Source organism: Geminicoccus harenae, from assembly GCF_019800005.1.
In the GTDB taxonomy this organism is placed as follows: domain Bacteria; phylum Pseudomonadota; class Alphaproteobacteria; order Geminicoccales; family Geminicoccaceae; genus Geminicoccus; species Geminicoccus harenae.
The window spans coordinates 195,973-216,674 of the sequence record NZ_JABGCL010000006.1 but is presented as its reverse complement, the minus strand read 5'-3'; the positions used below and the strand labels follow the sequence as shown (position 1 = coordinate 216,674).

The 20,702-nt window shown below is 69.4% G+C and carries 20 protein-coding genes; 17 read left to right on the top strand and 3 right to left on the bottom strand.

The genetic code is table 11. The annotated features are described in order from the left end of the window. The first annotated feature begins 63 nt into the window (after positions 1-63). Positions 64-1,269, top strand: coding sequence for a Bcr/CflA family efflux MFS transporter (locus HLA95_RS07515; RefSeq protein ID WP_191059704.1), 1,206 nt, complete (start codon positions 64-66; stop codon positions 1,267-1,269). On the opposite strand, the gene HLA95_RS07510 is transcribed toward HLA95_RS07515, so the two are convergent. Beyond that, entirely contained in the window at positions 1,257-1,691 is a 435-nt protein-coding gene (locus HLA95_RS07510; protein ID WP_191059705.1) for a GNAT family N-acetyltransferase, read from the bottom strand. The two genes, HLA95_RS07515 and HLA95_RS07510, sit on opposite strands and share 13 nt — an antisense overlap. Before the next feature lie 100 nt (positions 1,692-1,791). On the opposite strand from HLA95_RS07510, the gene HLA95_RS07505 reads away from it, so the two are divergent. From HLA95_RS07505 to mscL, 6 genes are all read left to right on the top strand, one after another. Then, positions 1,792-2,976 (top strand): pyridoxal phosphate-dependent aminotransferase, encoded by a 1,185-nt coding sequence (locus tag HLA95_RS07505; protein WP_191059706.1) that lies wholly within the window; start codon positions 1,792-1,794, stop codon positions 2,974-2,976. 111 nt (positions 2,977-3,087) lie between these two features. Beyond that, positions 3,088-3,828 (top strand): ATP-binding cassette domain-containing protein, encoded by a 741-nt coding sequence (locus HLA95_RS07500; RefSeq protein ID WP_191059707.1) that lies wholly within the window; start codon positions 3,088-3,090, stop codon positions 3,826-3,828. 12 nt (positions 3,829-3,840) lie between these two features. Next, the gene (locus HLA95_RS07495; RefSeq protein ID WP_191059708.1) at positions 3,841-4,869 is read left to right on the top strand and encodes an ABC transporter permease; all 1,029 of its coding nucleotides are present in this window, start codon (positions 3,841-3,843) and stop codon (positions 4,867-4,869) included. 68 nt (positions 4,870-4,937) lie between these two features. After that, entirely contained in the window at positions 4,938-5,948 is a 1,011-nt protein-coding gene (locus tag HLA95_RS07490) for a sugar-binding protein (protein ID WP_191059709.1), read from the top strand. A gap of 119 nt (positions 5,949-6,067) precedes the next feature. After that, the gene (locus tag HLA95_RS07485; RefSeq protein WP_191059710.1) at positions 6,068-6,946 is read left to right on the top strand and encodes an aldose 1-epimerase; all 879 of its coding nucleotides are present in this window, start codon (positions 6,068-6,070) and stop codon (positions 6,944-6,946) included. A 67-nt stretch (positions 6,947-7,013) separates the two neighbouring features. Then, the gene (gene mscL / locus HLA95_RS07480; protein ID WP_191059712.1) at positions 7,014-7,454 is read left to right on the top strand and encodes a large conductance mechanosensitive channel protein MscL; all 441 of its coding nucleotides are present in this window, start codon (positions 7,014-7,016) and stop codon (positions 7,452-7,454) included. Positions 7,455-7,506: 52 nt separating this feature from the next. Here mscL and HLA95_RS07475 read toward each other — a convergent pair whose 3' ends face one another. Beyond that, positions 7,507-8,010: a SixA phosphatase family protein gene (locus HLA95_RS07475; protein WP_222182896.1), complete on the bottom strand. Its 504-nt coding sequence runs from the start codon at positions 8,008-8,010 to the stop codon at positions 7,507-7,509. A gap of 125 nt (positions 8,011-8,135) precedes the next feature. On the opposite strand from HLA95_RS07475, the gene HLA95_RS07470 reads away from it, so the two are divergent. Continuing rightward, complete coding sequence (locus HLA95_RS07470) at positions 8,136-10,313, top strand: RNA degradosome polyphosphate kinase (RefSeq protein WP_191057494.1); 2,178 nt, start codon at positions 8,136-8,138, stop codon at positions 10,311-10,313. Next, positions 10,310-11,839 carry a Ppx/GppA phosphatase family protein gene (locus HLA95_RS07465; RefSeq protein WP_191057493.1) on the top strand — a complete coding sequence of 510 codons (1,530 nt, stop codon included), beginning with the start codon at positions 10,310-10,312 and terminating at the stop codon, positions 11,837-11,839. The genes HLA95_RS07470 and HLA95_RS07465 overlap by 4 nt, the downstream gene beginning before the upstream one ends. A 28-nt stretch (positions 11,840-11,867) precedes the next feature. Here HLA95_RS07465 and HLA95_RS07460 read toward each other — a convergent pair whose 3' ends face one another. After that, entirely contained in the window at positions 11,868-12,233 is a 366-nt protein-coding gene (locus tag HLA95_RS07460) for a phosphomannose isomerase type II C-terminal cupin domain (protein WP_191057492.1), read from the bottom strand. Positions 12,234-12,470: 237 nt separating this feature from the next. Between HLA95_RS07460 and HLA95_RS07455 the strand changes: the two genes are divergently transcribed. From HLA95_RS07455 to HLA95_RS07420, 8 genes are all read left to right on the top strand, one after another. Continuing rightward, positions 12,471-13,010 carry a flavin reductase family protein gene (locus tag HLA95_RS07455; protein WP_191057491.1) on the top strand — a complete coding sequence of 180 codons (540 nt, stop codon included), beginning with the start codon at positions 12,471-12,473 and terminating at the stop codon, positions 13,008-13,010. Next, complete coding sequence (locus HLA95_RS07450) at positions 13,007-14,122, top strand: DmpA family aminopeptidase (protein WP_191057490.1); 1,116 nt, start codon at positions 13,007-13,009, stop codon at positions 14,120-14,122. Before HLA95_RS07455 ends, HLA95_RS07450 begins: the two co-directional genes overlap by 4 nt. A gap of 129 nt (positions 14,123-14,251) precedes the next feature. Beyond that, on the top strand, positions 14,252-16,543 hold the full coding sequence (locus tag HLA95_RS07445) for an FdhF/YdeP family oxidoreductase (protein ID WP_191057489.1): 2,292 nt from the start codon (positions 14,252-14,254) through the stop codon (positions 16,541-16,543). 70 nt (positions 16,544-16,613) lie between these two features. Then, complete coding sequence (locus tag HLA95_RS07440; protein ID WP_191057488.1) at positions 16,614-17,393, top strand: HpcH/HpaI aldolase family protein; 780 nt, start codon at positions 16,614-16,616, stop codon at positions 17,391-17,393. Between the two features lie 15 nt (positions 17,394-17,408). After that, positions 17,409-18,197: an SDR family oxidoreductase gene (locus HLA95_RS07435; protein WP_191057487.1), complete on the top strand. Its 789-nt coding sequence runs from the start codon at positions 17,409-17,411 to the stop codon at positions 18,195-18,197. A 10-nt stretch (positions 18,198-18,207) separates the two neighbouring features. Next, positions 18,208-19,161, top strand: coding sequence for a 3-hydroxyacyl-CoA dehydrogenase (locus HLA95_RS07430; protein ID WP_191057486.1), 954 nt, complete (start codon positions 18,208-18,210; stop codon positions 19,159-19,161). Positions 19,162-19,163: 2 nt separating this feature from the next. Beyond that, positions 19,164-20,099: a 3,5-dioxohexanoate:acetyl-CoA acetone transferase gene (gene kce / locus HLA95_RS07425; protein WP_191057485.1), complete on the top strand. Its 936-nt coding sequence runs from the start codon at positions 19,164-19,166 to the stop codon at positions 20,097-20,099. Between the two features lie 16 nt (positions 20,100-20,115). Continuing rightward, on the top strand, positions 20,116-20,697 hold the full coding sequence (locus HLA95_RS07420; RefSeq protein ID WP_191057484.1) for a tyrosine phosphatase family protein: 582 nt from the start codon (positions 20,116-20,118) through the stop codon (positions 20,695-20,697). Positions 20,698-20,702: the final 5 nt, after the last annotated feature.

Below are 20,702 nucleotides of genomic sequence, written 5' to 3'. Positions count from 1 at the left end.
CGGCATGGCTGGCCTGCCGGGCAGCGGTTGCCTTGCTGGCAGACAGCGCCGCATCAATGGCCCATGCCCCAAGCCGCCGACGCTTCCCGCCAATCCGCTGCCCTCCGCCAGCCACCGCTCTGGCTCCTGGTACTGGTGACCTTCAGCGGCACGCTGGCCATGCACATGTTCGTGCCGGCCCTGCCGGCCGCGGCCGCCGACTTGGATGCCAGCGTCGGCGCCATGCAGATGACGATCAGCCTCTACATCGTCGGCTTGGCGGTGGGGCAGCTCGTCTACGGCCCGCTTTCCGACTGCTTCGGCCGCCGCCCCACCCTGCTGGCCGGCCTCACCCTCTACACTGCCGCCGGGCTGGGCGCGGCCCTGGCACCAGGTGCCGGCTCCCTGATCGCCGCCCGCCTGCTCCAGGCCTTGGGCGGCTGCGCCGGGCTCGCACTCGGCCGCGCCATCGTGCGCGATACCACGGGGTCCCACGACGCCGTGCGTCGCCTGGCCCTGCTCAACCTCATGACCATGGCCGGCCCGGCCCTGGCGCCGATGAGCGGCAGCACCCTCTCCGCCACCCTCGGCTGGCGCTCGATCTTCCTGGCACTGGTGACGCTGGGTGCGGTGAACCTCCTCTCGGTCTGGCGGCTCCTGCCCGAGACCGGCCGGCCGAGCGGGCAGCTCAGCACCCGCTCCCTCCTCCAGGACTATCGCCACCTCCTGCGCTCGCCGGTCTTCGTCGGCTTCGCCGTGGGCGGCGGCTGCACCACCACCGCGATCTATGCCTTCATCGCGGCGGCCCCCTTCCTGTTCGTCCACGAGCTGCACCGCCCGCTCCACGAGGTCGGGATCTATCTGGGCCTGCTGATGGTCGGCATGGCCGCCGGCAACGTCCTGACCGGCCGGCTGATCGGCCGGGTCACCATGGAGCGCCTGCTGGTCGGCGCCACCCTGCTGGTGCTGGCCAGCTCGCTGGCCTTCCTCGCCGCCGAGCTGCTGGGGCTGCTCACGGTGGCGGTGGCGGCCGGCACTATGTCCCTGATGACGCTGGGGGCCGGCATGTCCAGCCCGGCCGCCCTCACCCGGGCGATCAGCATCGACCCGCGCCTGACCGGATCGGCCGCCGGCCTGTACGGCTTCATCCAGATGACGGTCGGTGCCGGCTTCACCGCCCTGGTCGCGGCCGGCCCCGACCCGGCGCTCGCCGCAGGCCTGGTGCTGGCCCTGGGCGGGCTGGTGGCGCAGATGAGCTTCTGGATCGCGATCCGCGCTCAGCGCGCATAGACGATGAACGATGTCCGGTGCCCGACCGTGTCGTAGAGCGAGCGGGCCGGTGCGTTGAACTCCTGGGTCAGCCAGTAGGTCCGGTCGGCCTGGCGCTCATCGGCCAGCGCGTAGCCAGCGTCGAACAGGGACTTGGCCACGTCGCCGCCGCGATGGGCCGGTTCGACATAGAGATCCTCGATATAGCAGTAGATCCGGCTGGACCAGGTGGAGGGGTGGAAGACCAGGTGCATCAGGCCGATCGGCCGGTCGCCCTCGTCGACCGCCACCAGGCCCACCAGATCGTCGCCCGCGCACAGGCGCTCGAAGGTCGAGCGGCGCACCTCGTCCGGCACGTCCGCCCGGTAGAAGCGGCAGTAGCCGGTGAACAGCCCTTCCCAGGCGGGCAGGTCGGAGGGCAGGAGGCGGCGGACGCTCGGCATCGGGCGGGTTCCTTTGGGGGCGGCGGGGCGCTTGTTGGGCTGGGGTCGGCCCGGCATCCTTCCGGACAGCGGGCCACGACGTAAAGGGAGCCGAGCGTTCATGAGGGCACCAGCGCTTGCCGCCTGGACCAGCGGCCTGGCCGGTCCGGCCACCGATGCCTGGCTGATCCACTACGATGCGACCGCACGGGCGCGGCGCGGCGAGGACGTGATCATCCTCTCGGTGGGCGATCCCGACTTCACGACACCCGCCCGGATCCGCGAGGCCGCCAAGGCGGCGCTGGATGCCGGCCACACCCATTATGCCGACGTGCAGGGCAAGCCGGCGCTGCGCCAGGCGATCGCCCGGCACCATGGCCGGCTCACCGGCCGCCCGATCGACCCGGAGCAGGTCGTGGTGCTGGCCGGGGCGCAATGTGCCCTGTTCGCCGCCTGCCAGTGCCTGCTGAACCCGGGCGACGAGGTGGTGGTCCCGGCCCCGGCCTATGTCACCTACCCGGCCACGATCGCCGCGGCCGCCGCGGTGATGGTGAACGTGCCGCTCGATGCCGAAACCGGCTTCCGCCCGGATCTGGCGGCGATCGAACGCGCGATCGGCGAGCGTACCCGCGCCATCCTGATCAACACGCCGAACAACCCGACCGGCGCGGTGTTCACCCGGGCCGAGATCGAGGCGCTGTGCCGGCTCGCGAAGCAGCACGGCCTCTGGCTGATCTCCGACGAGGTCTATGCCGATCTGATCTACGAGGGCAGCCATGTCAGCCCTTCGGCCATTCCGGGCATGAACGACCATGCCGTGGTGGTCAGCTCGCTCTCTAAGTCGCATGCGATGACCGGCTGGCGAGTCGGCTGGGTGATCGGGCCACAAAGGGTGACCGCCACGATCTACGAGCTGGCGCTCGCCATGCTCTACGGCCTGCCCGACTTCATTCAGGACGCCGCCACCGTGGCCCTGGCCGAGCCGCATCCGGAGCTGGCGGAGCATCACCGGATCTACCGGGCCCGGCGCGACCGCTTCTGCGCGGCACTGGCGGATGCGCCGGGCCTGATCGTGCGGCGTCCGGCCGGCGGGATGTTCGTGATGGTCGACGTGCAGGGCACCAGCCTGGATCCCGACCGCTTCGCCCGTCGCCTGCTGGCCGAGGCCGAGGTCTCGGTGCTTTCCGGGGATGCGTTCGGCGGCCCGGCAGCCGGCCATGTCCGGGTCAGCCTGACCGTGCCCGATCCGGAACTGGACGAGGCCGCCCGCCGCATCCGCCGGTTCGCCGCCGGGCTCCCGACGTAACAGGGTAACAGGTACGATTAATCTGACTTTACGCGAAAAGGTGCCTGTGTATGGTCTTCCTCAATGAAGCCGGCTCGCACGATCGGGCCGCCAGGGGGAGGTCGGAACGGGATGGCGCTGCTCGAACTGCGCGACATCAGCAAGCATTTCGGCGCGATCGAGGCACTGCGCGGGGTCGATCTCGACCTGGAGCGCGGCGAGGTCGTGGGGCTGATGGGCGACAACGGCGCGGGCAAGTCCACCCTGGTCAAGTGCATCGCCGGCAACTTCCGGCCGAGCACCGGCGAGATCCGGCTGGATGGCGAGGTCCAGCACTTCCACAAGCCGGCCGATGCGCGCGAGCGCGGCGTGGAGGTGGTCTATCAGGACCTGGCCCTCTGCAACAACCTGACCGCCGCCGAGAACGTGTTCCTGGGCCGGGAACCCAAGAAGTCGTACGGGCCGTTCAAGTTCCTGGACTATGCGCAGATGTATGCGCGTGCCGGCGAGATCTTCGCCGAGCTGAAGTCGGAGACCCGGCCGCGCGACCTGGTCAGGCGGATGTCCGGCGGCCAGCGCCAGGCGGTGGCGATCGCCCGCACCCGGCTGAAGGACGCCAAGGTCGTGCTGATGGACGAGCCGACCGCGGCGATCTCGGTCCGCCAGGTCAAGGAGGTGCTCGATCTGATCCTGCGGCTGCGCGACAAGGGCATGGCGGTGGTCCTGATCAGCCACCGCATGCCCGACGTGTTCACGGTCTGCGACCGGGTCGTGGTGATGCGCCGCGGCACCAAGGTCGCCGACAAGCGCATCGCCGACAGCTCGCCGGAAGAGGTCACCGGCCTCATCACCGGTGCCATCCGCGCAGCCTGAGGCGAGGGCAACATGGCCGACAGCACCCAGCATCCTGCCGCCCCCCAGGACTTCGCCCGGATCGACGAGGTCACGGCACTCAAGGAGCGCAGCCTCGCCCAGAAGATCTTCGCCAGCCAGCCCTTCTGGGTGACGATCGCCCTGGTCCTGATCTGCCTGATCATGAACTGGGTGGAGCCCACCTTCATGACCGCCGGCAACCTGTACAACATCACCCGCAACTTCGCCTTCATCGGCATCATGGCGCTCGGCATGACCGCGGTGATCCTGACCGGCGGGATCGACCTGTCGGTGGGCTCGGTGATGGGCCTGGTGGGCGTGGTCTGCGGACTGCTGCTGCAGGCGGAGAGCCACTGGCTGGTCGCGGTGCTGGCCGGGCTCGCCACGGGTGCCCTGGCCGGTGCGGTCAACGGCGCGCTGATCGCCTATCTGCGCCTGCCGCCCTTCGTGGTGACGCTCGGCATGCTGTCCGTGGCGCGCTCGCTGGCGGTGGTGCTGTCGCAGAACAAGATGATCTACGAGTTCGGCCCCTATGCCGACCAGTTCAACTGGATCGGCGGCGGCCAGATCCTGGGCATCTCGAACCCGGTCTGGATGCTGGTGCTGCTGACCGCCGTGTTCGGCCTGATCTTCAACTTCAGCGCCTGGGGCCGCTATCTCTATGCCATCGGCGGCAACGAGAACGCCGCCCGGCTGACCGGCGTGCCGGTCGACCGGATCAAGCTGCAGGCCTATGTGGCGGCCGGCCTGACCGCCGGCATCGCCGCGGTCATGATCGTCGGCTGGCAGGGCTCCGCGATCAATGCGCTGGGCACCGGCTACGAACTGCGCGTGATCGCCTCCACCGTGATCGGCGGCGCCAACCTGATGGGCGGCGAGGGCGGCGCCTATGGCGCCTTCGTCGGTGCTGCGCTCATCGAGGTCATCCGCAACGCGCTGCTGATGGCCGGCGTGGACAGCAACTGGCAGGGCACCTTCGTCGGTGTCTTCATCGTTCTGGCGGTCCTGCTCGAGCGGATCCGCGGGAAGAAGTCGGACTAGAAGGGGCGGGTCCGGCGGGGGATGGCTCTGTCCCCCTCACAAAGCCCGGTTCAGGGAGGTCGAGACCCATGAGGAAGCTGTTGTTGGCAGGCATCGCCACCGCGGTGGTGGGTGCGTTCGGAACGTCCGGTGCCAGCGCGCAGGAGAGCTACACGTTCGCGCTGGTGCCCAAGGGGATGAACATCCCGTTCTTCGACTTCGCGCGCGACGGCTGCATGAAGGCCCAGGAGGAGTCCGGCGGCAAGTTCACCTGCGAATATATCGGCCCCGGCGAGCATGGCGGCGGCGACGAGCAGGTGGCGATCGTCAACGACCTGATCGCGCGCGGCATCGACGGCATCGCGGTCTCGCCGTCCAACGCCGCGGCGATGGGCCGGGCGCTGGGTGCCGCCAAGGACGCCGGCATTCCCGTGCTGACCTGGGACTCCGACGTGCTCGAGAAGGACAAGGGCAACCGCCTGGCCTATATCGGCACCTACAATTACGACATCGGCGTGAACCTGGCCAAGCTGGTGCAGGGCATCAAGCCGGACGGCGGCACGATCTGCATCCAGTCGGGCGGGGCGGCCGCCTCCAACCACAACGAGCGGATGCAGGGCATCCGCGACACGCTCGCCGGTACCAAGTCGGAGGCAGCGCCCGGCGAACGGCTGACCGGCCAGGGCGGCTGGACCGAGGTGGAAGGCTGCCCGCTCTACAGCGACGACGACCTGCCGCGCTCGGTGCAGCAGCTGGAGGACATCCTCGCCAAGTTCAGCGACCTGGATGCCTTCGTGCCCACCGGCGGCTTCCCGCAGTTCATACCGAACGCCTATGAGGCGGTGGTCAGCAAGTACAAGGACAAGCTCGACAGCAAGGAACTGGCGATCGTGGTCGCCGACACGCTGCCGCCGCAGATGGAGCTGCTGAAGAAGGGCCTTTCGCTGGGCCAGGTCGGCCAGCGGCCGTTCGAGATGGGCTACCAGAGCATGAACGCGCTGCTGAAGATCAAGGAGGGCGGCGATCCGCCGGCGGACCCGACCTATACCGGCCTGGATGTCTGCACCCAGGAGAACGCCGACACCTGCCTCGGCCAGTGACCCTGCGTCGATGGTGACATGGTCGGGCGGACTGGCAGAGGCCGGTCCCGCGACGTAGTTCAGGGAACGCCGCCGGCGCTGTCGGCGGCGTTTCCCGTTCTGGCCCGAAAAGGTGAGCCATGATCGATGCGCCGCTCGTCACCCTGCGCCACGGCAACTTGGAACTGGTCGTGGACCCGGCAGGCGGCGGTGCCATCCGCAGCTTTCGCGACGACGGCTTCGACCTGCTGCGCGCCAGCCGTGGCGACCTGCGCGACCCGATCGCCTACGCCTCCTTCCCGCTGGTGCCGTTCGCCGGGCGGATCCAGCACGGCCGCTTCAGCTTCGAGGGCCAGGACTACCAACTCCCCCTGAACTTCCTGCCCGAGCCGCATGCGATCCACGGCGACGGCTGGATGGGCTCCTGGACGGTCGCGAGCCAGGACGAAACCAGTGCCGCCATGGTGTTCCATCACGAGCATCGCTGGGTGCCGTTCCGCTACCGCGCCTGGCAGCGCTTCCGGCTGATGGAAGGCACGCTGCGGGTCGAGATCGGCGTGCGCAACACGGGCGAGCGGGCCATGCCGTTCGGCATCGGCCACCACCCCTATCTGGACCGCCATTCCGGCGCCACCATCCAGGCCGAGGTCGATTCGGTCTGGCTCACCGATGCCACCAAGGTCTCGACCGAGCGGGTCCCGGTCCCGCCCTGGGCCGACTTCCGGGAGGAGCGCAAGGTGGAGGAGATGGTCCTGGACCACATCTTCGCCGGCTTCACCGGTGCGGCCACGATACGCTGGCCGAACGAGCGGCGCGGCCTGCGCATCGCCGGCGACCCGGTCCTGAACCACCTGATCGTCTACATCCCGCGGGGCGAGGATCATTTCTGCGTCGAGCCGATCAGCCATGCCGGCAATGCCGTGAACATGCCCGGCCGCGACGACACCGGCGCCCATATCCTGGCGCCGGGCGAGGAACTGGCCGGGACGATGACGCTCACGTCACTTGCGCTGAATTGACCGGTGCAGGTCGTCCGTTCATCCTGACCTTGTCTTGCGACAGGACCAGGGAGAGCGGCCGATGTCGATGCTGCAGGAATTCAAGGAATTCGCGCTCAAGGGCAACGTCGTCGACCTGGCGGTCGGCATCATCATCGGCGCTGCATTTACCGCCATCGTCAGCTCGCTGGTCGACGACGTGATCATGCCCCCGCTGGGCGTGCTCATGGGCGGCATCGACTTCTCCGACAAGTACATCCAGCTCACCAACTGGGACCAGAGCTACCCGAGCCTCACCGCCGCCCGCGACGCCGGCACCGCGGTGATCGCCTACGGCAACTTCATCAACGCTGTGATCAAGTTCCTGATCGTCGCCTTTGCCCTGTTCATCGTCATCAAGCAGGTGAACAACATCAAGCGCCTGACCGAGCGCGAGGTCACCGACGAGCCGAAGGCACCCGAGATACCGGCCGACGTGGCCCTGCTCACCGAGATCCGCGACCTGCTGAAGGGCAGGCCGGCGGCCTGAGTCCCGTCATGGGCCACTGACGCGCCGTACTGCCGCCAAGCCGTCCGCCCGTTCAGCCCAACTCACGCGGCCGGACGAAGGCAATGAGCCGTCCGTTGCCGCTGCGCAGGTCGGCGAAATGCTCAACCGGCAGCTCGATCACCGCCAGCGCCGCGGTCGGGAACTTGCGGTCCAGCTCCTGGTCGACACCGCTCCCCACCAGTTCCAGCGCCAGGTCGTGGATGCCCGGGTCGTGGCCGACCAGGAGGATGCTGTCCCCGCCCGGCTGGGTCTGGAGCAGGGACAGGAGCGTCCGGGCGGTGGCCTCGTAGATCTGCGGCACCGGCTCGATCCGCCGCTCCAGCTTCGCCCCCTCAAGGAACAGCCTGGCCGTCTCGGCCGCCCGGCGGGCCGTGGAGGCGATCACCCGGTCGGGCAGCCAGCCCTGACGCGCGGCATGGCGCCCCATGGCGGGTGCGGCGCGCAGGCCCCGCGGCGCCAGCCCGCGATCATGGTCGGCCAGGTCCGGCTCGTCCCAGCGTGATTTCGCGTGGCGCAACAGCAGAACCGTCACCATGGTCGGCCAGACCCGTTCTTGCCGAGCCGGGCTGCCATGTGTAGGCCCATTCCCTTGGGAGGAACGGCCTGGCGGGAAGAACGAGGCACGGTCACGGCTGGGGCCTTCTGGGTGGAGAGGTCGGTATGGACGAGAATGTCGCGACGGTCACGAGCGAGATCCCGCCGCTCGTCACCGACGAGGGGGCCAGCCCCTTCCGCGTCGGCCCGCAGGACCTCATCAACCGCGAGCTGTCCTGGCTGGCCTTCAACGAGCGGGTCCTGGCCGAGGCGTTCAACCCGCAGCACCCGCTCCTGGAGCGGCTGCGCTTTCTGTCCATCTCCGCCTCCAACCTCGACGAGTTCTACATGGTGCGCGTCGCCGGCCTGAAGGGGCTGGTGGCGGCCGGGGTGCGCTCGCCCTCCGACGACGGCCGCACGCCGGAGGAGCAGCTCGAAGCCATCCATGCGCGGGTCTTCTCGCTGATGGGCGACCAGCAGCGCGCCTGGCGCGAGCTGACCGCCATGCTGCGCACCGAGAATGTCGTGGTCTGCGACGTGGACGAGCTGACCGACGTCGATCTCGCGTGGTTCGCGGAACGGCTGTTTCCCGAACTGTCCAGCGTGCTCACCCCGATCGCGATCGACCCGGCCCACCCCTTCCCGTTCGTGCCGAACCTGGGCCTGGGCATCGTGCTCCAGCTGGCGAGGCGGCGCGGCGAGAACCTGGTGAGCCTGCTGGTCCTGCCGAACCATCTGGACCGCTTCGTCCGCCTGCCGGGTGCTGCTGCCCGGTTCGTGCGGCTGGAACAGCTCGTGGTCCGCTACTTCGACAAGCTGTTCCCCGGCTTCGAGGTCCAGAGCTTCGGCCATTTCCGAGTGATCCGCGACAGCGACATCGAGCTGGAGGAGGAGGCGGAGGACCTGGTCCGGCAATGGGAGACCGCGCTGAAGCGCCGCCGCCGCGGCTCGGTGATCCGGCTGACCATGGACACCACCATGCCGGACGAGCTGAAGCGCTTCCTGCTCGACCATCTGCACGTCTCGTCCTCGGAGCTTCTGGAGCTGGAAGGCCTGCTCGGCCTGGATGCCGCCAAGCAGATCGTGAACTGCGGGCGCAACGACCTCTTGTTCCCGCCCTACACGCCACGCTTCCCGGAGCGGATCCGCGACTATGGCGGCGACTGCTTCGCCGCGATCCGGGCCAAGGACCTGATCGTCCACCACCCTTACGAGAGCTTCGAGGTCGTCCTGCAGTTCCTGACCCAGGCCGCACTCGACCCGAACGTGGTGGCGATCAAGCAGACGCTCTATCGCACCAGCGAGGACAGCCCGATCGTCAAGGCGCTGGTGGAGGCGGCCGAGGGCGGCAAGTCGGTGACGGCGCTGGTCGAGCTCAAGGCCCGGTTCGACGAGGACCGCAACATCCGCCTGGCGCGGCGCCTGGAGCGGGCCGGCGTCCAGGTCGTGTTCGGCTTCATCAACCTGAAGGTCCACGCCAAGGTCTCGATGGTGGTCCGCCGGGAAGGCGGCGAGTTCTCGACCTATGTCCATTTCGGCACTGGCAACTATCATCCGGTCACTGCCAAGATCTACACCGACTTCTCCTTCTTCACCTGCGACCCGGCACTCGGCCGTGACGCGGCACGCGCCTTCCACTTCATGACCGGCTATGTCGAGCCCACCGGCCTCGAGAAGATCGGCGTCGCCCCCTACTCGCTGCGCACCAAGCTGATGGAGAACATCGAGGCCGAGATCCAGCACGCCAAGGCCGGGCGCAAGGCCGCGATCTGGGCCAAGATGAACTCGCTGGTCGACAAGGGCATCATCGCCGCCCTGTACCGGGCGTCCAGGGCCGGCGTGCAGATCGACCTGGTCATCCGCGGCATCTGCTGCCTGCGCCCGGGCGTGCCGGGCCTCTCGGAGAACATCCGGGTCAAGAGCCTGGTCGGCCGCTTCCTGGAGCATGCCCGGGTGGTCTGCTTCGGCAACGGCCACGGCCTGCCGTCCAAGCAGGCCAAGGTGTTCATCAGCTCGGCCGACTGGATGGGCCGCAACCTCGACCGGCGGGTCGAGACGCTGGTGCCGATCGAGAACGACACGGTGCACCAGCAGATCATGTCGCAGGTGATGGTGGCGAACCTGAAGGACACGGCCGGGAGCTGGCTGCTCGAGCCGGACGGCACCTACACGCGGATCCAGCCGGAAGGTGAGCCGTTCTCTGCCCACAAGTACTTCATGACCAACCCCAGCCTGTCCGGCCGGGGCAGCGCCATGCGCAAGAAGGGAACCACCCGCGTGTCGATCGCCCGCACCGATTCATGAACGCCCTGGCCCCGGTACCCCATCTCCCGGCACAGGCCGGCCAGGGCGACGACCGCCCGGTCGCCGTGGTCGACATCGGCTCGAACTCGGTGCGCCTGGTGGTCTATGACCGGATCTCGCGCACGCCGGTGGTGCGCTTCAACGAGAAGGTGATGTGCGCGCTGGGCAAGGGGCTGGAACGCACCGGCCAGCTCAGCCCCGCCGGCGTGCAGAGCGCCATCCGCACGCTGGCGCGCTTTGGCCAGCTCGCCCGGGCGATGCGGGTGGCCGCCCTGGACGTCTGCGCCACCGAGGCGTCGCGCTCGGCCAGCAACGGCCAGGAATTCATCCGCCAGGCGCAGGAGGCGGTGGGCGTGCCCATCAGCATCCTCTCCGGCCAGGAGGAGGCCTACTTCACCGCCCTCGGCGTACGCGCCGGCTTCCATCGCCCGGAAGGCCTGGTGGTCGATCTGGGCGGCGGCAGCCTGGAGTTCGCGCGGATCCATGCGGGCCGTCCCGGCGAGAGCATCAGCCTGCCGCTCGGCACGCTGCGCATCGGCGATCGCTTCGCCGGCGACATGGCGGCCGCCCGGCGCCATGTCGACGCCATGCTGCACGGCATCGCCGCGTTCCTGGAGGACACGGTCGGCGAGGACCTGTTCATCGTGGGCGGCGGCTGGCGGGCGATCGCGCGGGTGCGCCTCGCCATGCAGAGCGGGCCGCTGCGCGTCCTGCACGGCTTCGCCATGCCGCGCAGCGAGGCGCAGGCCTTTGCCAGGGAACTCAGCCGCTATGATGCCGCCGCCATGGCCGACCTGCCAGGCGTGCCCAAGCGCCGGGTCGAGACCTTCTCCCAGGCTTTGGTCCTGTTCGAGCGGGTGGTGCGCGCGACCAGGCCGCGCCAGGCGGTGTTCTCCGCGTTCGGCCTGCGCGAGGGCCGCCTGATCCGCCACTTGGCCGATGCCGAGATCGACCAGGATCCGCTCCTGGTCGAGGCGGTGGAGGTCGGGCGGACCTGGAACCGCGACCCCGCCATGGGCGAGGCCCTGGTCCGCTGGACCGACAGCCTGTTCCCCAACGAGGAGCTGCACGACCGGCGCCTGCGGGAAGCCGCCTGCCATCTGGCCGACATCGGCTGGCGCGACCATCCCGATGCCCGGGCGCACATGATCCTGATGGCGCTGAGCCAGATGCCGCTCCTGGCGCTGGACCATGCCGAGCGCGCCCGCCTGGCCTACGCGCTCTACATCCGCCAGGACGGCCCCCCCGGCGACCCGACCCTGGCCTCGCTCCTGTCCCTGGTCAGCCCGAGCGAGCGCATCTGGGCGGAACGACTCGGCCGCGCCCTCACCCTGGGCTTCCGCCTGTCCGGCGCCGTCGCCGAGATCCTGAACCGCGCCTATGTCCGCCAGGACCGCAAGACCCTGATCCTGGGCCTGCCCGCCGACGGCTCCATGCCGTTCGGCGACGTGGTCGACCAGCGCCTGCGGGCACTGGCCCGCGCGATGGGCGTGGCGAAGACGGAGGTGGTGGAGGGGGGATCATGACGCGGCGGCCTGGCCGCCGCGCTGGCGGTCAGGTCCGCCCGTAGACGTCCTCCAGCCGCTCGATGTCGTTCTCGTCCAGATTCTCGCCGATCTGGACCTCGATGATGACGAGGTCGACGTCGCCGATATTCTCCATGCGGTGCACGCAGCCGAGCGGCAGGTACACGGCCTGGCCGGCGATCAGCACCAGGCTGTCCTCGTCACGGGTGACCCGGACCTTACCCTGGCCGACCACCCAGTGTTCGGCGCGGTGCTTGTGCCGCTGCAGGGACAGTTTCGCGCCGGGCTTCACCGTAATGCGCTTCACCGCATGGGTGGCACCCGTGTCCAGCACCTCCCAGCGCCCCCAGGGCCGCTCGTCGCTCTCGCCCCGCTGGTAGCGAACCACTGCCATCGCCTTCCACCTTCTCGAACCGCGGCGACATCGGCCGCCGCCATTGCTTCCCGACACGGTCCTGCCGTTAGCACGGCCACTGGGCGGAGGAACCGGCCGTCGTCAACGCAGGGGGCGCTGGCCTGCCCTGCGTTGCATCGCCGCCACCGGGTGCACGAAGTCGTCGTCCCTGCCGCCGGACTGCGCTAAGACAAGCTCCATGAGCAAGATCGACCTGCCCATTTCCAGGCGTCCCGGATGAGCCACCAGGTGTTCGCCGCCGATCTCCGGGACCAGTTCGAGGGTGCGATGCACCGCGTCGCGTCCAGCGTCTCGGTGGTCACTACGGACGGCGATGCCGGCCGGTTCGGCGTCACCGTCAGCGCCATGACCGCCGTGTCGTCCGCACCGCCCATGCTCCTGGTCTGCGTCCCCAGGGACAACCCGCTGGCCAGCGCCCTGCTCGCCAATGGCGCGTTCGCGGTCAATGTGCTGGCGGCCGATCAGGTCGAGATCGCCGCCTGCTTTTCCGGCAAGCCGCTCCAGGGCCGCCCCTACGAGTTCCGGGCCGGCCAGTGGCGCGAGATGCCGGCCACCGCACCGGTGCTGGTGGGTGCCGCGGCCAGCTTCACCTGCACGCTGCTGGAAGCGCACGAGGGCGGGACCCACTCGATCTTCATCGGCGCGGTCGGCGATGCCGAGATCGGCGCCGGCGAGCCGCTGCTCTACGGCAACCGCCTGTACGGCCGGCATACCGTGTTCGAGCCGGGCCGGGTCCATCTCTGCGGCAACGCATGAGCACCGCCCTGCCCCGGCCGTGCCGCGCCCGTGAACTGGGGCTGGTCCGCTCCGGCACGCCCGGCCCGCTCAACCTCGTCACCGACGTGCCGGGCGTCGCGGTGGGCCTCACCACGCTGGTCCGGCCGGAGAACGGTGTCCGCACCGGCGTCACCGCACTCCTGCCCCGACCGGCCGCCGAGCTGCTGACGCCCTGGTGGGCCGGCATCGCGGTCCTGAACGGCAATGGCGAGATGACCGGGTCGCACTGGATCCAGGACGCCGGCTGGAGCCAGGGGCCGATTCTCATCACCAACACGGCCGCGGTCGGCATCGCCCATCATGCCGTGGTCGGCTGGATGGTCGACCGCTTCGCCGACCAGGTTCAGGCCGAGCATCTCTGGCTGCTGCCGGTGGTGGCCGAGACCTATGACGGCATCCTGAACGACATCTTCGGCCGCCACGTCACCGAGACCCATGTCCGCGCCGCCCTGGACGGCGCCGGGTCTGGCCCGTTCCCGCTGGGCTCGGTGGGCGGTGGCACCGGCATGATCGCCTATGAGCAGAAGGGCGGCACCGGCTCCGCCTCCCGCATCCTCGACCTGCCGGGCGGCCCCTACACGCTGGGCGTGCTGGTCCAGGCCAATCATGGCCGGATCGACCAGCTCCGTGTCGACGGCATCCCGATCGCCCCCCTGCTCGGCCTCTCTTCCTGGCGTGGCGAGGAACAGGGCTCGGTGATCGTAGTGGTCGCAACCGACGCCCCGCTCCTGCCCCACCAGCTCCAGCGCGTGGCCCGCCGCGCCGGGCTCGGCATCGGCCGCTCCGGTGCGGTCGGCGGCAACTCGTCCGGCGACCTGTTCCTGGCCCTCTCCACCGCCCTGCCCGCACCCATGCCGCCGCCCGAGCCGCCCCTGGTCCAGTCCCTGCGCTGCCTGACCGACCCGCTGCTCGACCCGATCTACCAGGCGGTGATCGACGCAACGGAGGAAGCGGTCCTGGACGCGATGCTGCTGTCCGAGCCGACGCCGACCTTCCGGCCGAAGGGCCATGTGGTGCCGGCGCTGGATGGCGAGCGGCTGGTGGAGGCGTTGCGGGGGTGGCGGTGGCCGCCCAAGCCCTCCGCGGGCTGACCTGCGGGATCATTGCCGGTTCGGGTAGCCGGTCCGACCGTAAGTCCTGTGCTATGGCACCATTGCTCCTCTTCCCGGTTGGAGACCGGATGCCCCGGGCAATGACGCCCTCGTGACCGGAGTGCGCGGATGGCAAAGGACAAGGTGCCGGGCGTAGGCCCGTATGGCGGACCGGCCGGCGGCTGGGGCGCCCTGCAGGCAGTGGCCAAGGCCATCAAGGGCGAGATGGCAGTGAGCTCCGAGGTCCGGGCGCTGCTGCGGGCCAACCAGCCCTCCGGCTTCGACTGCCCTGGCTGTGCCTGGCCCGACCCGAGGCACACCTCGTCCTTCGAGTTCTGCGAGAACGGCGCCAAGGCCGTATCCTGGGAGGCGACCGGACGGCGGACGACGCCGGCATTCTTCGCCGAGCATTCCGTCACGGACCTGTGGAACTTCTCCGACCATGAGCTGGAGGCACAGGGCCGCCTCACCCATCCCATGGCCTACGACGCCGCCACGGACCATTTCCGCCCCATCGCCTGGGACGAGGCGTTCCAGCGGATCGGCCAAGCACTGCAGGCCCTGCCGGATCCGGACATGGCCGAGTTCTACACCTCCGGCCGGACCTCCAACGAGGCGGCCTTTCTGTACCAGCTGTTCGTGCGCGAGTTCGGGACCAACAATTTCCCGGACTGCTCGAACATGTGCCACGAAGCCACCAGCGTCGGGCTGCCGGAATCGATCGGCGTCGGCAAGGGCACCGTGACGCTGGAAGATTTCGACCATTGCGACGCGATCTTCTGCATCGGCCACAATCCTGGCACCAACCATCCCCGGATGCTGAGCACGCTGCGCAATGCGGCGAAGCGCGGCGTGCCGATCGTGGCGTTCAACCCGCTGCGCGAGCGCAGCCTGGAGCGGTTCGCCTCCCCGCAGAGCCCGCTGGAGATGCTGACCTTCCGCTCCACGAAGATCTCGTCCTTCTATTACCAGCTCAAGGCCGGTGGCGACCTGGCCATGCTGAAGGGCATCATGAAGGCGCTGATCGAAGCGGATGCCGAGGACCTGGCCCGTGGCGGGCCGGGCCTGCTCGACCGGGAGTTCATCGCCGAGCACACCGTGGGCCTGGAGGCGCTCCGCACCGATCTTGCTGGACTGTCCTGGGACGCCATTGAGGCCGCCTCCGGCCTGACAAGGGCGCAGCTCGGGGAAGCCGCCAGCATCTATGCCCGGGCGAAGAACACCATCATCTGCTACGGCATGGGGATCACTCAGCACCGCCACGGCACGCAGAACGTCCAGCAGATCGCCAATCTCCTGCTGCTGCGCGGCAATATCGGCCGTCAGGGGGCCGGCATCTGCCCGCTGCGCGGCCACTCCAACGTGCAGGGCGACCGGACGGTCGGGATCACCGAGATCCCGCCGGCCAGCCTCCTGGACAATATCGAGCGGGTCTTCGGCTTCGCCCCGCCGCGCAGGAAGGGCCATGGTGCGGTCGAGGCGATCCAGGCCATGTGTGACGGGCGCGCCAGGGCGCTGGTCTGCATGGGCGGCAACCTGCCGCTGGCCATGGCGGACCCCGAGGCTGCCTTCGCCGGCATGCGCCGGCTGGACCTGGCCGTCCATGTCGCGACCAAGCTCAACCGGTCGCACCTGCTGACGGCGAAGGAAACCTTCATCCTGCCCTGCCTCGGCCGCACCGAGATCGACATGCAGGAAAGCGGCATGCAGTCGGTCACCGTCGAGGATTCGATGTCGATGGTGCACGCCTCGCAAGGCACCCTCACGCCGGCATCCGAGCATCTGCGCTCTGAGCCCGCCATCGTCGCCGGCCTGGCCCTGGCGACCCTGCCGCAGACGAAGGTCGACTGGGCATGGCTGGTGGCCGACTACGAGCGGATCCGGGACAAGATCGAGGCGGTCTTCCCGGACTTCGCCGGCTACAACGAGCGCATCCAGTCGCCAGGCGGTTTCCGGCTGCCGATCGCCGCCTCGGAACGTCGGTGGCATACCCCCACCGGCAAGGCGACCTTCCTGGTGGCGCCGGGCCTCGGCGAGGCGGCCGACGACAGCTGCCAGGACGCCCTGATCCTCACCACGATCCGCAGCCACGACCAGTACAACACCACGATCTACGGGCTGAACGACCGCTACCGCGGCATCACCGGCCGGCGGGACGTGGTGTTCGTCAGCGCCCAGGACCTGGCGGCGCGCGGCCTGGGCCACGGTGACCTCGTGGATGTCGAGCTCGCCAGGGGCAATGACCGGGACCAGCCACGCATCCTGCGCGGCATGACCGCCGTAGCCCACGACATCGCGGCCGGCACCGCCGCCGCCTATTATCCTGAAGCCAACGGGCTGGTGGTGCTGGCCAACCATGACCGGCGCAGCGGGACGCCGTCCTACAAGTCGGTCCCCGTCCGCATCCGCCGGGCCGGTTGAGCCTGCCCCTGGCCTCCCCGCCCCGCCACGTCTAGGTTGCGCCCGCCGACAAGAAGGGGGAGTGCTGGACATGGATGCTGCAACGGCGTTGCGGGCGAAGCTGAACGGCGGCGGCATGGCGTACGGGACCATGGCGTTCGAGTTCTTTACGCCGGGGCTGACCGCACTCCTGCACGCTTCCGGCTGCGAGTTCGTGCTGCTCGACACCGAGCATAGCGGCGTCGGCGTCGAGACGATCAGGCAGCAGGTCGCCTATGCCCGCGGGCTCGGCATCACCGTCTGGGCCCGGCCGGCGGCCAAGTCCTATGCCCATGTCGCCACCCTGCTCGACGCCGGCGTGGACGGCATCATGGCGCCGATGCTGGAAACGCCGGAGGAAGCGCGCGAGCTGGTCGAATGGGCGCGCTATCGCCCCGAAGGCAAGCGCGGCTGCGCGTTCGGCTTCGCCCAGGAAGGCTATCGGGCCATGGGTGCGGTGGAGGCGCAAAAAGCCGCCAACGAGCGGATCGCGCTGATCGCCCTGATCGAGACGAAGAAGGGCCTGGAGAATGCCGAGGCGATCCTGGCCACGCCCGGCCTCGACATCGGCTGGATGGGCCATTTCGACATGTCCGACGATTTCGGCATGCCCGGCCGGTTCGAGGACCCGGTGATGATCCGCGCCTTCGAGGGCCTGGCCGCCGCGGCGAAGAACACCGGCAAGACCGCCGCCACCGCCGATGCCGACATGACGTTCATGAAGGCTCAGGTCGAGCGCGGCTATCGTTGCCTGGGCTACGGCACCGACGTCGCGGTGCTCCGTTCTGCGATGAGCCGCGGCATCGGGGAGATGAAGGCCCTGCATGGCTGAGCCTTGGAGGAAACGGTGACCGTCGAGCCGAGCCTGCTGCTCCCGCCGGGCTACCGGGTGCTGGTCACGGCCGGTGCCTCGGGCATCGGCCAAGCCATCACGCTCGCCCTGCTCAAGGCGGGCGCCCGCGTCCATATCTGCGATACCGACGCGGCGGCGCTGCGCGAGCTGACCGACCAGCACCTGAACCTGTCGGGCAGCGTGTGCGACGTGGCCGTGGATGAAGAGGTCGAAGAACTCTTCGCCGACGTGGCGCGGGAGCTGGGCGGGCTGGACGCGCTGGTCAACAATGCCGGGATCGCCGGTCCCACCGGGGCGATCGAGGCCATCGACCCGGCCGAGTGGCGGCGCTGCCTGGAGGTCGACCTTACCGGCATGTTCCTGGTCACCCGCCTGGCGGTGCCGCTGCTCAAGCGCAACCTGGAAAGCTGCATCGTCAACATGAGCTCGGCCGCCGGCCGGTTCGGCTACGCCTTCCGCACCCCCTATGCCGCGGCGAAATGGGGCGTGATCGGCCTCACCCAGTCGCTGGCCAAGGAGCTGGGCCCGGCCGGGATCCGGGTGAACGCGATCCTGCCGGGCATCGTCGAGGGCCCGCGCATGGCCGGCGTGATCGAGGCCCGCGCCCAGGAGATGGGCGTGGAGGCCGCCGAGATGGAGCGGCGCTATCTGGAGCGCGTGTCGCTGCGGCGGATGGTGAGCGGTGACGACGTCGCCGGCACCGTCCTGTTCCTGTGTTCGTCCTTGGGCCGCAACCTGTCCGGGCAGTCGCTCGGCGTGTGCGGCAATGTCGAGAGCTTGTGAGGATCTGGTGATGGCGGAGAAGGTGGCGATCGTCGGCTGCGGGCTGGTCGGTCGAGGCTGGGCGGTCGCGTTCGCGCGCGGCGGCTGGGACGTGGCGATGTGGGATCCCGTCGAGGGGGCTGCGGAGAAGAGCCTGGAGCTGGCCCGCACCATTGCCGACGACCTCCACCAGGCCGGCCTCCTCCAGGGCCAGCAGCCGGCCGAGGTCCTGGCCCGGATCAGGACCGCCCCCGACCTCGCCACGGCGCTGGACGGTGCGGCCTGGATGCAGGAGAGCGCGCCCGAGAAGCTGGACGTGAAGCAGGAGCTGTGGCGCGAGCTGGACCGGCTGGCCCCCGCCACCGCCGTGCTCGGCAGCTCGACCTCGGCCCTCGTCCCCTCCTCCTTCACCGAGGGCCTGCCGGGCAAGGAGCGCTGCCTGGTCTCCCACCCGCTCAACCCGCCCCACCTGATCCCATGCGTGGAGCTGGTCCCCGCCCCCTGGACTTCGCCCGAGACCATGCGTCGTGCGGTCGAGGTCATGGCCGCGATCGGCCAGAAGCCGGTGGTGATGGGCCGCGAGATCGACGGCTTCGTGGTCAACCGCCTGCAGGGCGCGCTCATGGAGGAGGGCTTCCGCCTGGTCGCCGACGGCTTCGCCGGCCCGGAGGATGTCGATGCCGCGGTCAAGCACGGCCTAGCGCTGCGCTGGTCGTTCATGGGCCCGTTCGAGACCATCGACCTGAACGCGCCGGGCGGCATCGCCGACTATATCGCCCGCTTCCAGCACATGTATCGCGAGATGCATGTCGACCAGCAGCGCCGCGTCGACTGGGAAGCACCGGAAGTCCTGCAGAAGGTGCTGGCCGACCGCCGCGCCCGCCTGCCGCTCGACAAGCTCGCCGAGCGCTCGCGCTGGCGCGACCGGCGCCTGATGGCCCTGCTCCGCCAGAAGCAGGCCTCGTCCCAAGAGATCGGAGACTGATCATGGCCGCCCCTCGCAAGGTCATCATCTCCTGCGCGCTGACCGGCGCGATCCACACGCCCTCCATGTCGCCGCATCTGCCGGTGACGCCCGACCAGATCGCCGAGCAGGCGATCGCCGCGTCCAAGGCCGGGGCCGCGATCGTCCACCTCCATGCCCGCAACCCCGAGACTGGCCGGCCCGACCAGTCGGCCGAGGCGTTCGCGAAGTTCCTGCCGAAGGTCCATGCCGAGGCGGACGCGATCATCAACATCACCACGGGCGGCGCCCCGCACATGACCGTGCAGGAGCGCGTCGTCCCGGCCCGGACCTTTCAGCCGGAACTCGCCAGCCTGAACATGGGCTCGATGAATTTCGGCCTGTTCCCCATGCTCAAGCGCTACAAGCAGTTCGCGCACGAGTGGGAGCAGCAGCACCTGGAGAACAGCCGCGGCCTGATCTTCCGCAACACTTATGCCGACATCGCCTATATCCTGGAGGAGCTGGGCGATGCCGGGACGCGCTTCGAGTTCGAGTGCTACGACACGGCGCATCTCTACAACCTGGCGCATTTCCTGGATGCCGGCCTGGTGAAGGGTCCGCTGTTCGTCCAGACCGTGTTCGGCATCCTGGGCGGCATCGGCACCCATCCGGACGACATCGCGCACATGAAGCGCACCGCCGACCGGCTGTTCGGCGACCAGTATGTCTGGTCGGTGCTGGGTGCCGGCCGCAACCAGATGAACATCGCCGCCACCGCCGCAGCGCAAGGCGGCCATGTCCGGGTGGGCCTGGAGGACAATCTCTGGGACGGGCCCGGCCGCCTGGCCGAGAGCAACGCCCAGCAGGTGGCCCGGGCCCGGCAGATCGTGGAAGGCCTCGGCCTGGAGATTGCCACGCCGGACGAGGCACGCCAGATTCTCGGCCTGAAGGGCAAGGCCCGGACGGCGATCACCTGACGAGCGGACGACCGTCATGCAATCGATCTCGATCTCCATGCTCACGATCTGCGGCATCGAGGAGCTGCCGTCGCACGACAAGCGGCTGGTCACCCACGTCCTCTCGATCCTGGATCCCGAGGCGCCGGAGATCGCCGCGTTCGACCGCTATGATGCGCACGAGCGGACCACGCTGCGCTTCCACGACATCATCGAGCCCAGGCCCGGCCAGATCCTGCCCCAGCCGGAGCACGTCCAGGACATCCTGCGCTTCGGCGCAGAGCTGACCGAATCGCGCACCGGCCGCACCGAGGGCCATCTCCTGGTCCACTGCCACATGGGCGTATCCCGCTCGACCGCGGCGATGCTGACCCTCATGGCCCAGGTCCGCCCGGACGAGGACGCGGACCACCTGTTCCAGCGCCTGCGCGAGATCCGCCCGCAGGCCTGGCCCAACTCGCGCATGGTCCGCTTCGCCGACGAGGCGCTGGACCGTGGCGGCCGGCTGACCGAGGCGCTGACCCGGCACTACGCCCACCAGCTCCGGGCCCAGCCGCGCTTCAAGGAATGGATGACCCAGCTCGGCCGCCAGCGTGAGCTGGAGATGGCGCGGGACTGAGCGCG

Coding starts and splice junctions, on each gene's coding strand:
- HLA95_RS07505 (WP_191059706.1), top strand. CDS start 1,792: ATGAGGGCACCAGCGCTTGCCGCCTGGACCAGCGGCCTGGCCGGTCCG.
- HLA95_RS07460 (WP_191057492.1), bottom strand. CDS start 12,233: ATGGCAGTGGTTCGCTACCAGCGGGGCGAGAGCGACGAGCGGCCCTGG.
- HLA95_RS07510 (WP_191059705.1), bottom strand. CDS start 1,691: ATGCCGAGCGTCCGCCGCCTCCTGCCCTCCGACCTGCCCGCCTGGGAA.
- HLA95_RS07455 (WP_191057491.1), top strand. CDS start 12,471: ATGAGCCACCAGGTGTTCGCCGCCGATCTCCGGGACCAGTTCGAGGGT.
- HLA95_RS07440 (WP_191057488.1), top strand. CDS start 16,614: ATGGATGCTGCAACGGCGTTGCGGGCGAAGCTGAACGGCGGCGGCATG.
- HLA95_RS07465 (WP_191057493.1), top strand. CDS start 10,310: ATGAACGCCCTGGCCCCGGTACCCCATCTCCCGGCACAGGCCGGCCAG.
- HLA95_RS07445 (WP_191057489.1), top strand. CDS start 14,252: ATGGCAAAGGACAAGGTGCCGGGCGTAGGCCCGTATGGCGGACCGGCC.
- HLA95_RS07495 (WP_191059708.1), top strand. CDS start 3,841: ATGGCCGACAGCACCCAGCATCCTGCCGCCCCCCAGGACTTCGCCCGG.
- HLA95_RS07485 (WP_191059710.1), top strand. CDS start 6,068: ATGATCGATGCGCCGCTCGTCACCCTGCGCCACGGCAACTTGGAACTG.
- HLA95_RS07450 (WP_191057490.1), top strand. CDS start 13,007: ATGAGCACCGCCCTGCCCCGGCCGTGCCGCGCCCGTGAACTGGGGCTG.
- HLA95_RS07475 (WP_222182896.1), bottom strand. CDS start 8,010: ATGGTGACGGTTCTGCTGTTGCGCCACGCGAAATCACGCTGGGACGAG.
- HLA95_RS07430 (WP_191057486.1), top strand. CDS start 18,208: ATGGCGGAGAAGGTGGCGATCGTCGGCTGCGGGCTGGTCGGTCGAGGC.
- HLA95_RS07470 (WP_191057494.1), top strand. CDS start 8,136: ATGGACGAGAATGTCGCGACGGTCACGAGCGAGATCCCGCCGCTCGTC.
- kce (WP_191057485.1), top strand. CDS start 19,164: ATGGCCGCCCCTCGCAAGGTCATCATCTCCTGCGCGCTGACCGGCGCG.
- HLA95_RS07420 (WP_191057484.1), top strand. CDS start 20,116: ATGCAATCGATCTCGATCTCCATGCTCACGATCTGCGGCATCGAGGAG.
- HLA95_RS07515 (WP_191059704.1), top strand. CDS start 64: ATGCCCCAAGCCGCCGACGCTTCCCGCCAATCCGCTGCCCTCCGCCAG.
- HLA95_RS07490 (WP_191059709.1), top strand. CDS start 4,938: ATGAGGAAGCTGTTGTTGGCAGGCATCGCCACCGCGGTGGTGGGTGCG.
- mscL (WP_191059712.1), top strand. CDS start 7,014: ATGCTGCAGGAATTCAAGGAATTCGCGCTCAAGGGCAACGTCGTCGAC.
- HLA95_RS07500 (WP_191059707.1), top strand. CDS start 3,088: ATGGCGCTGCTCGAACTGCGCGACATCAGCAAGCATTTCGGCGCGATC.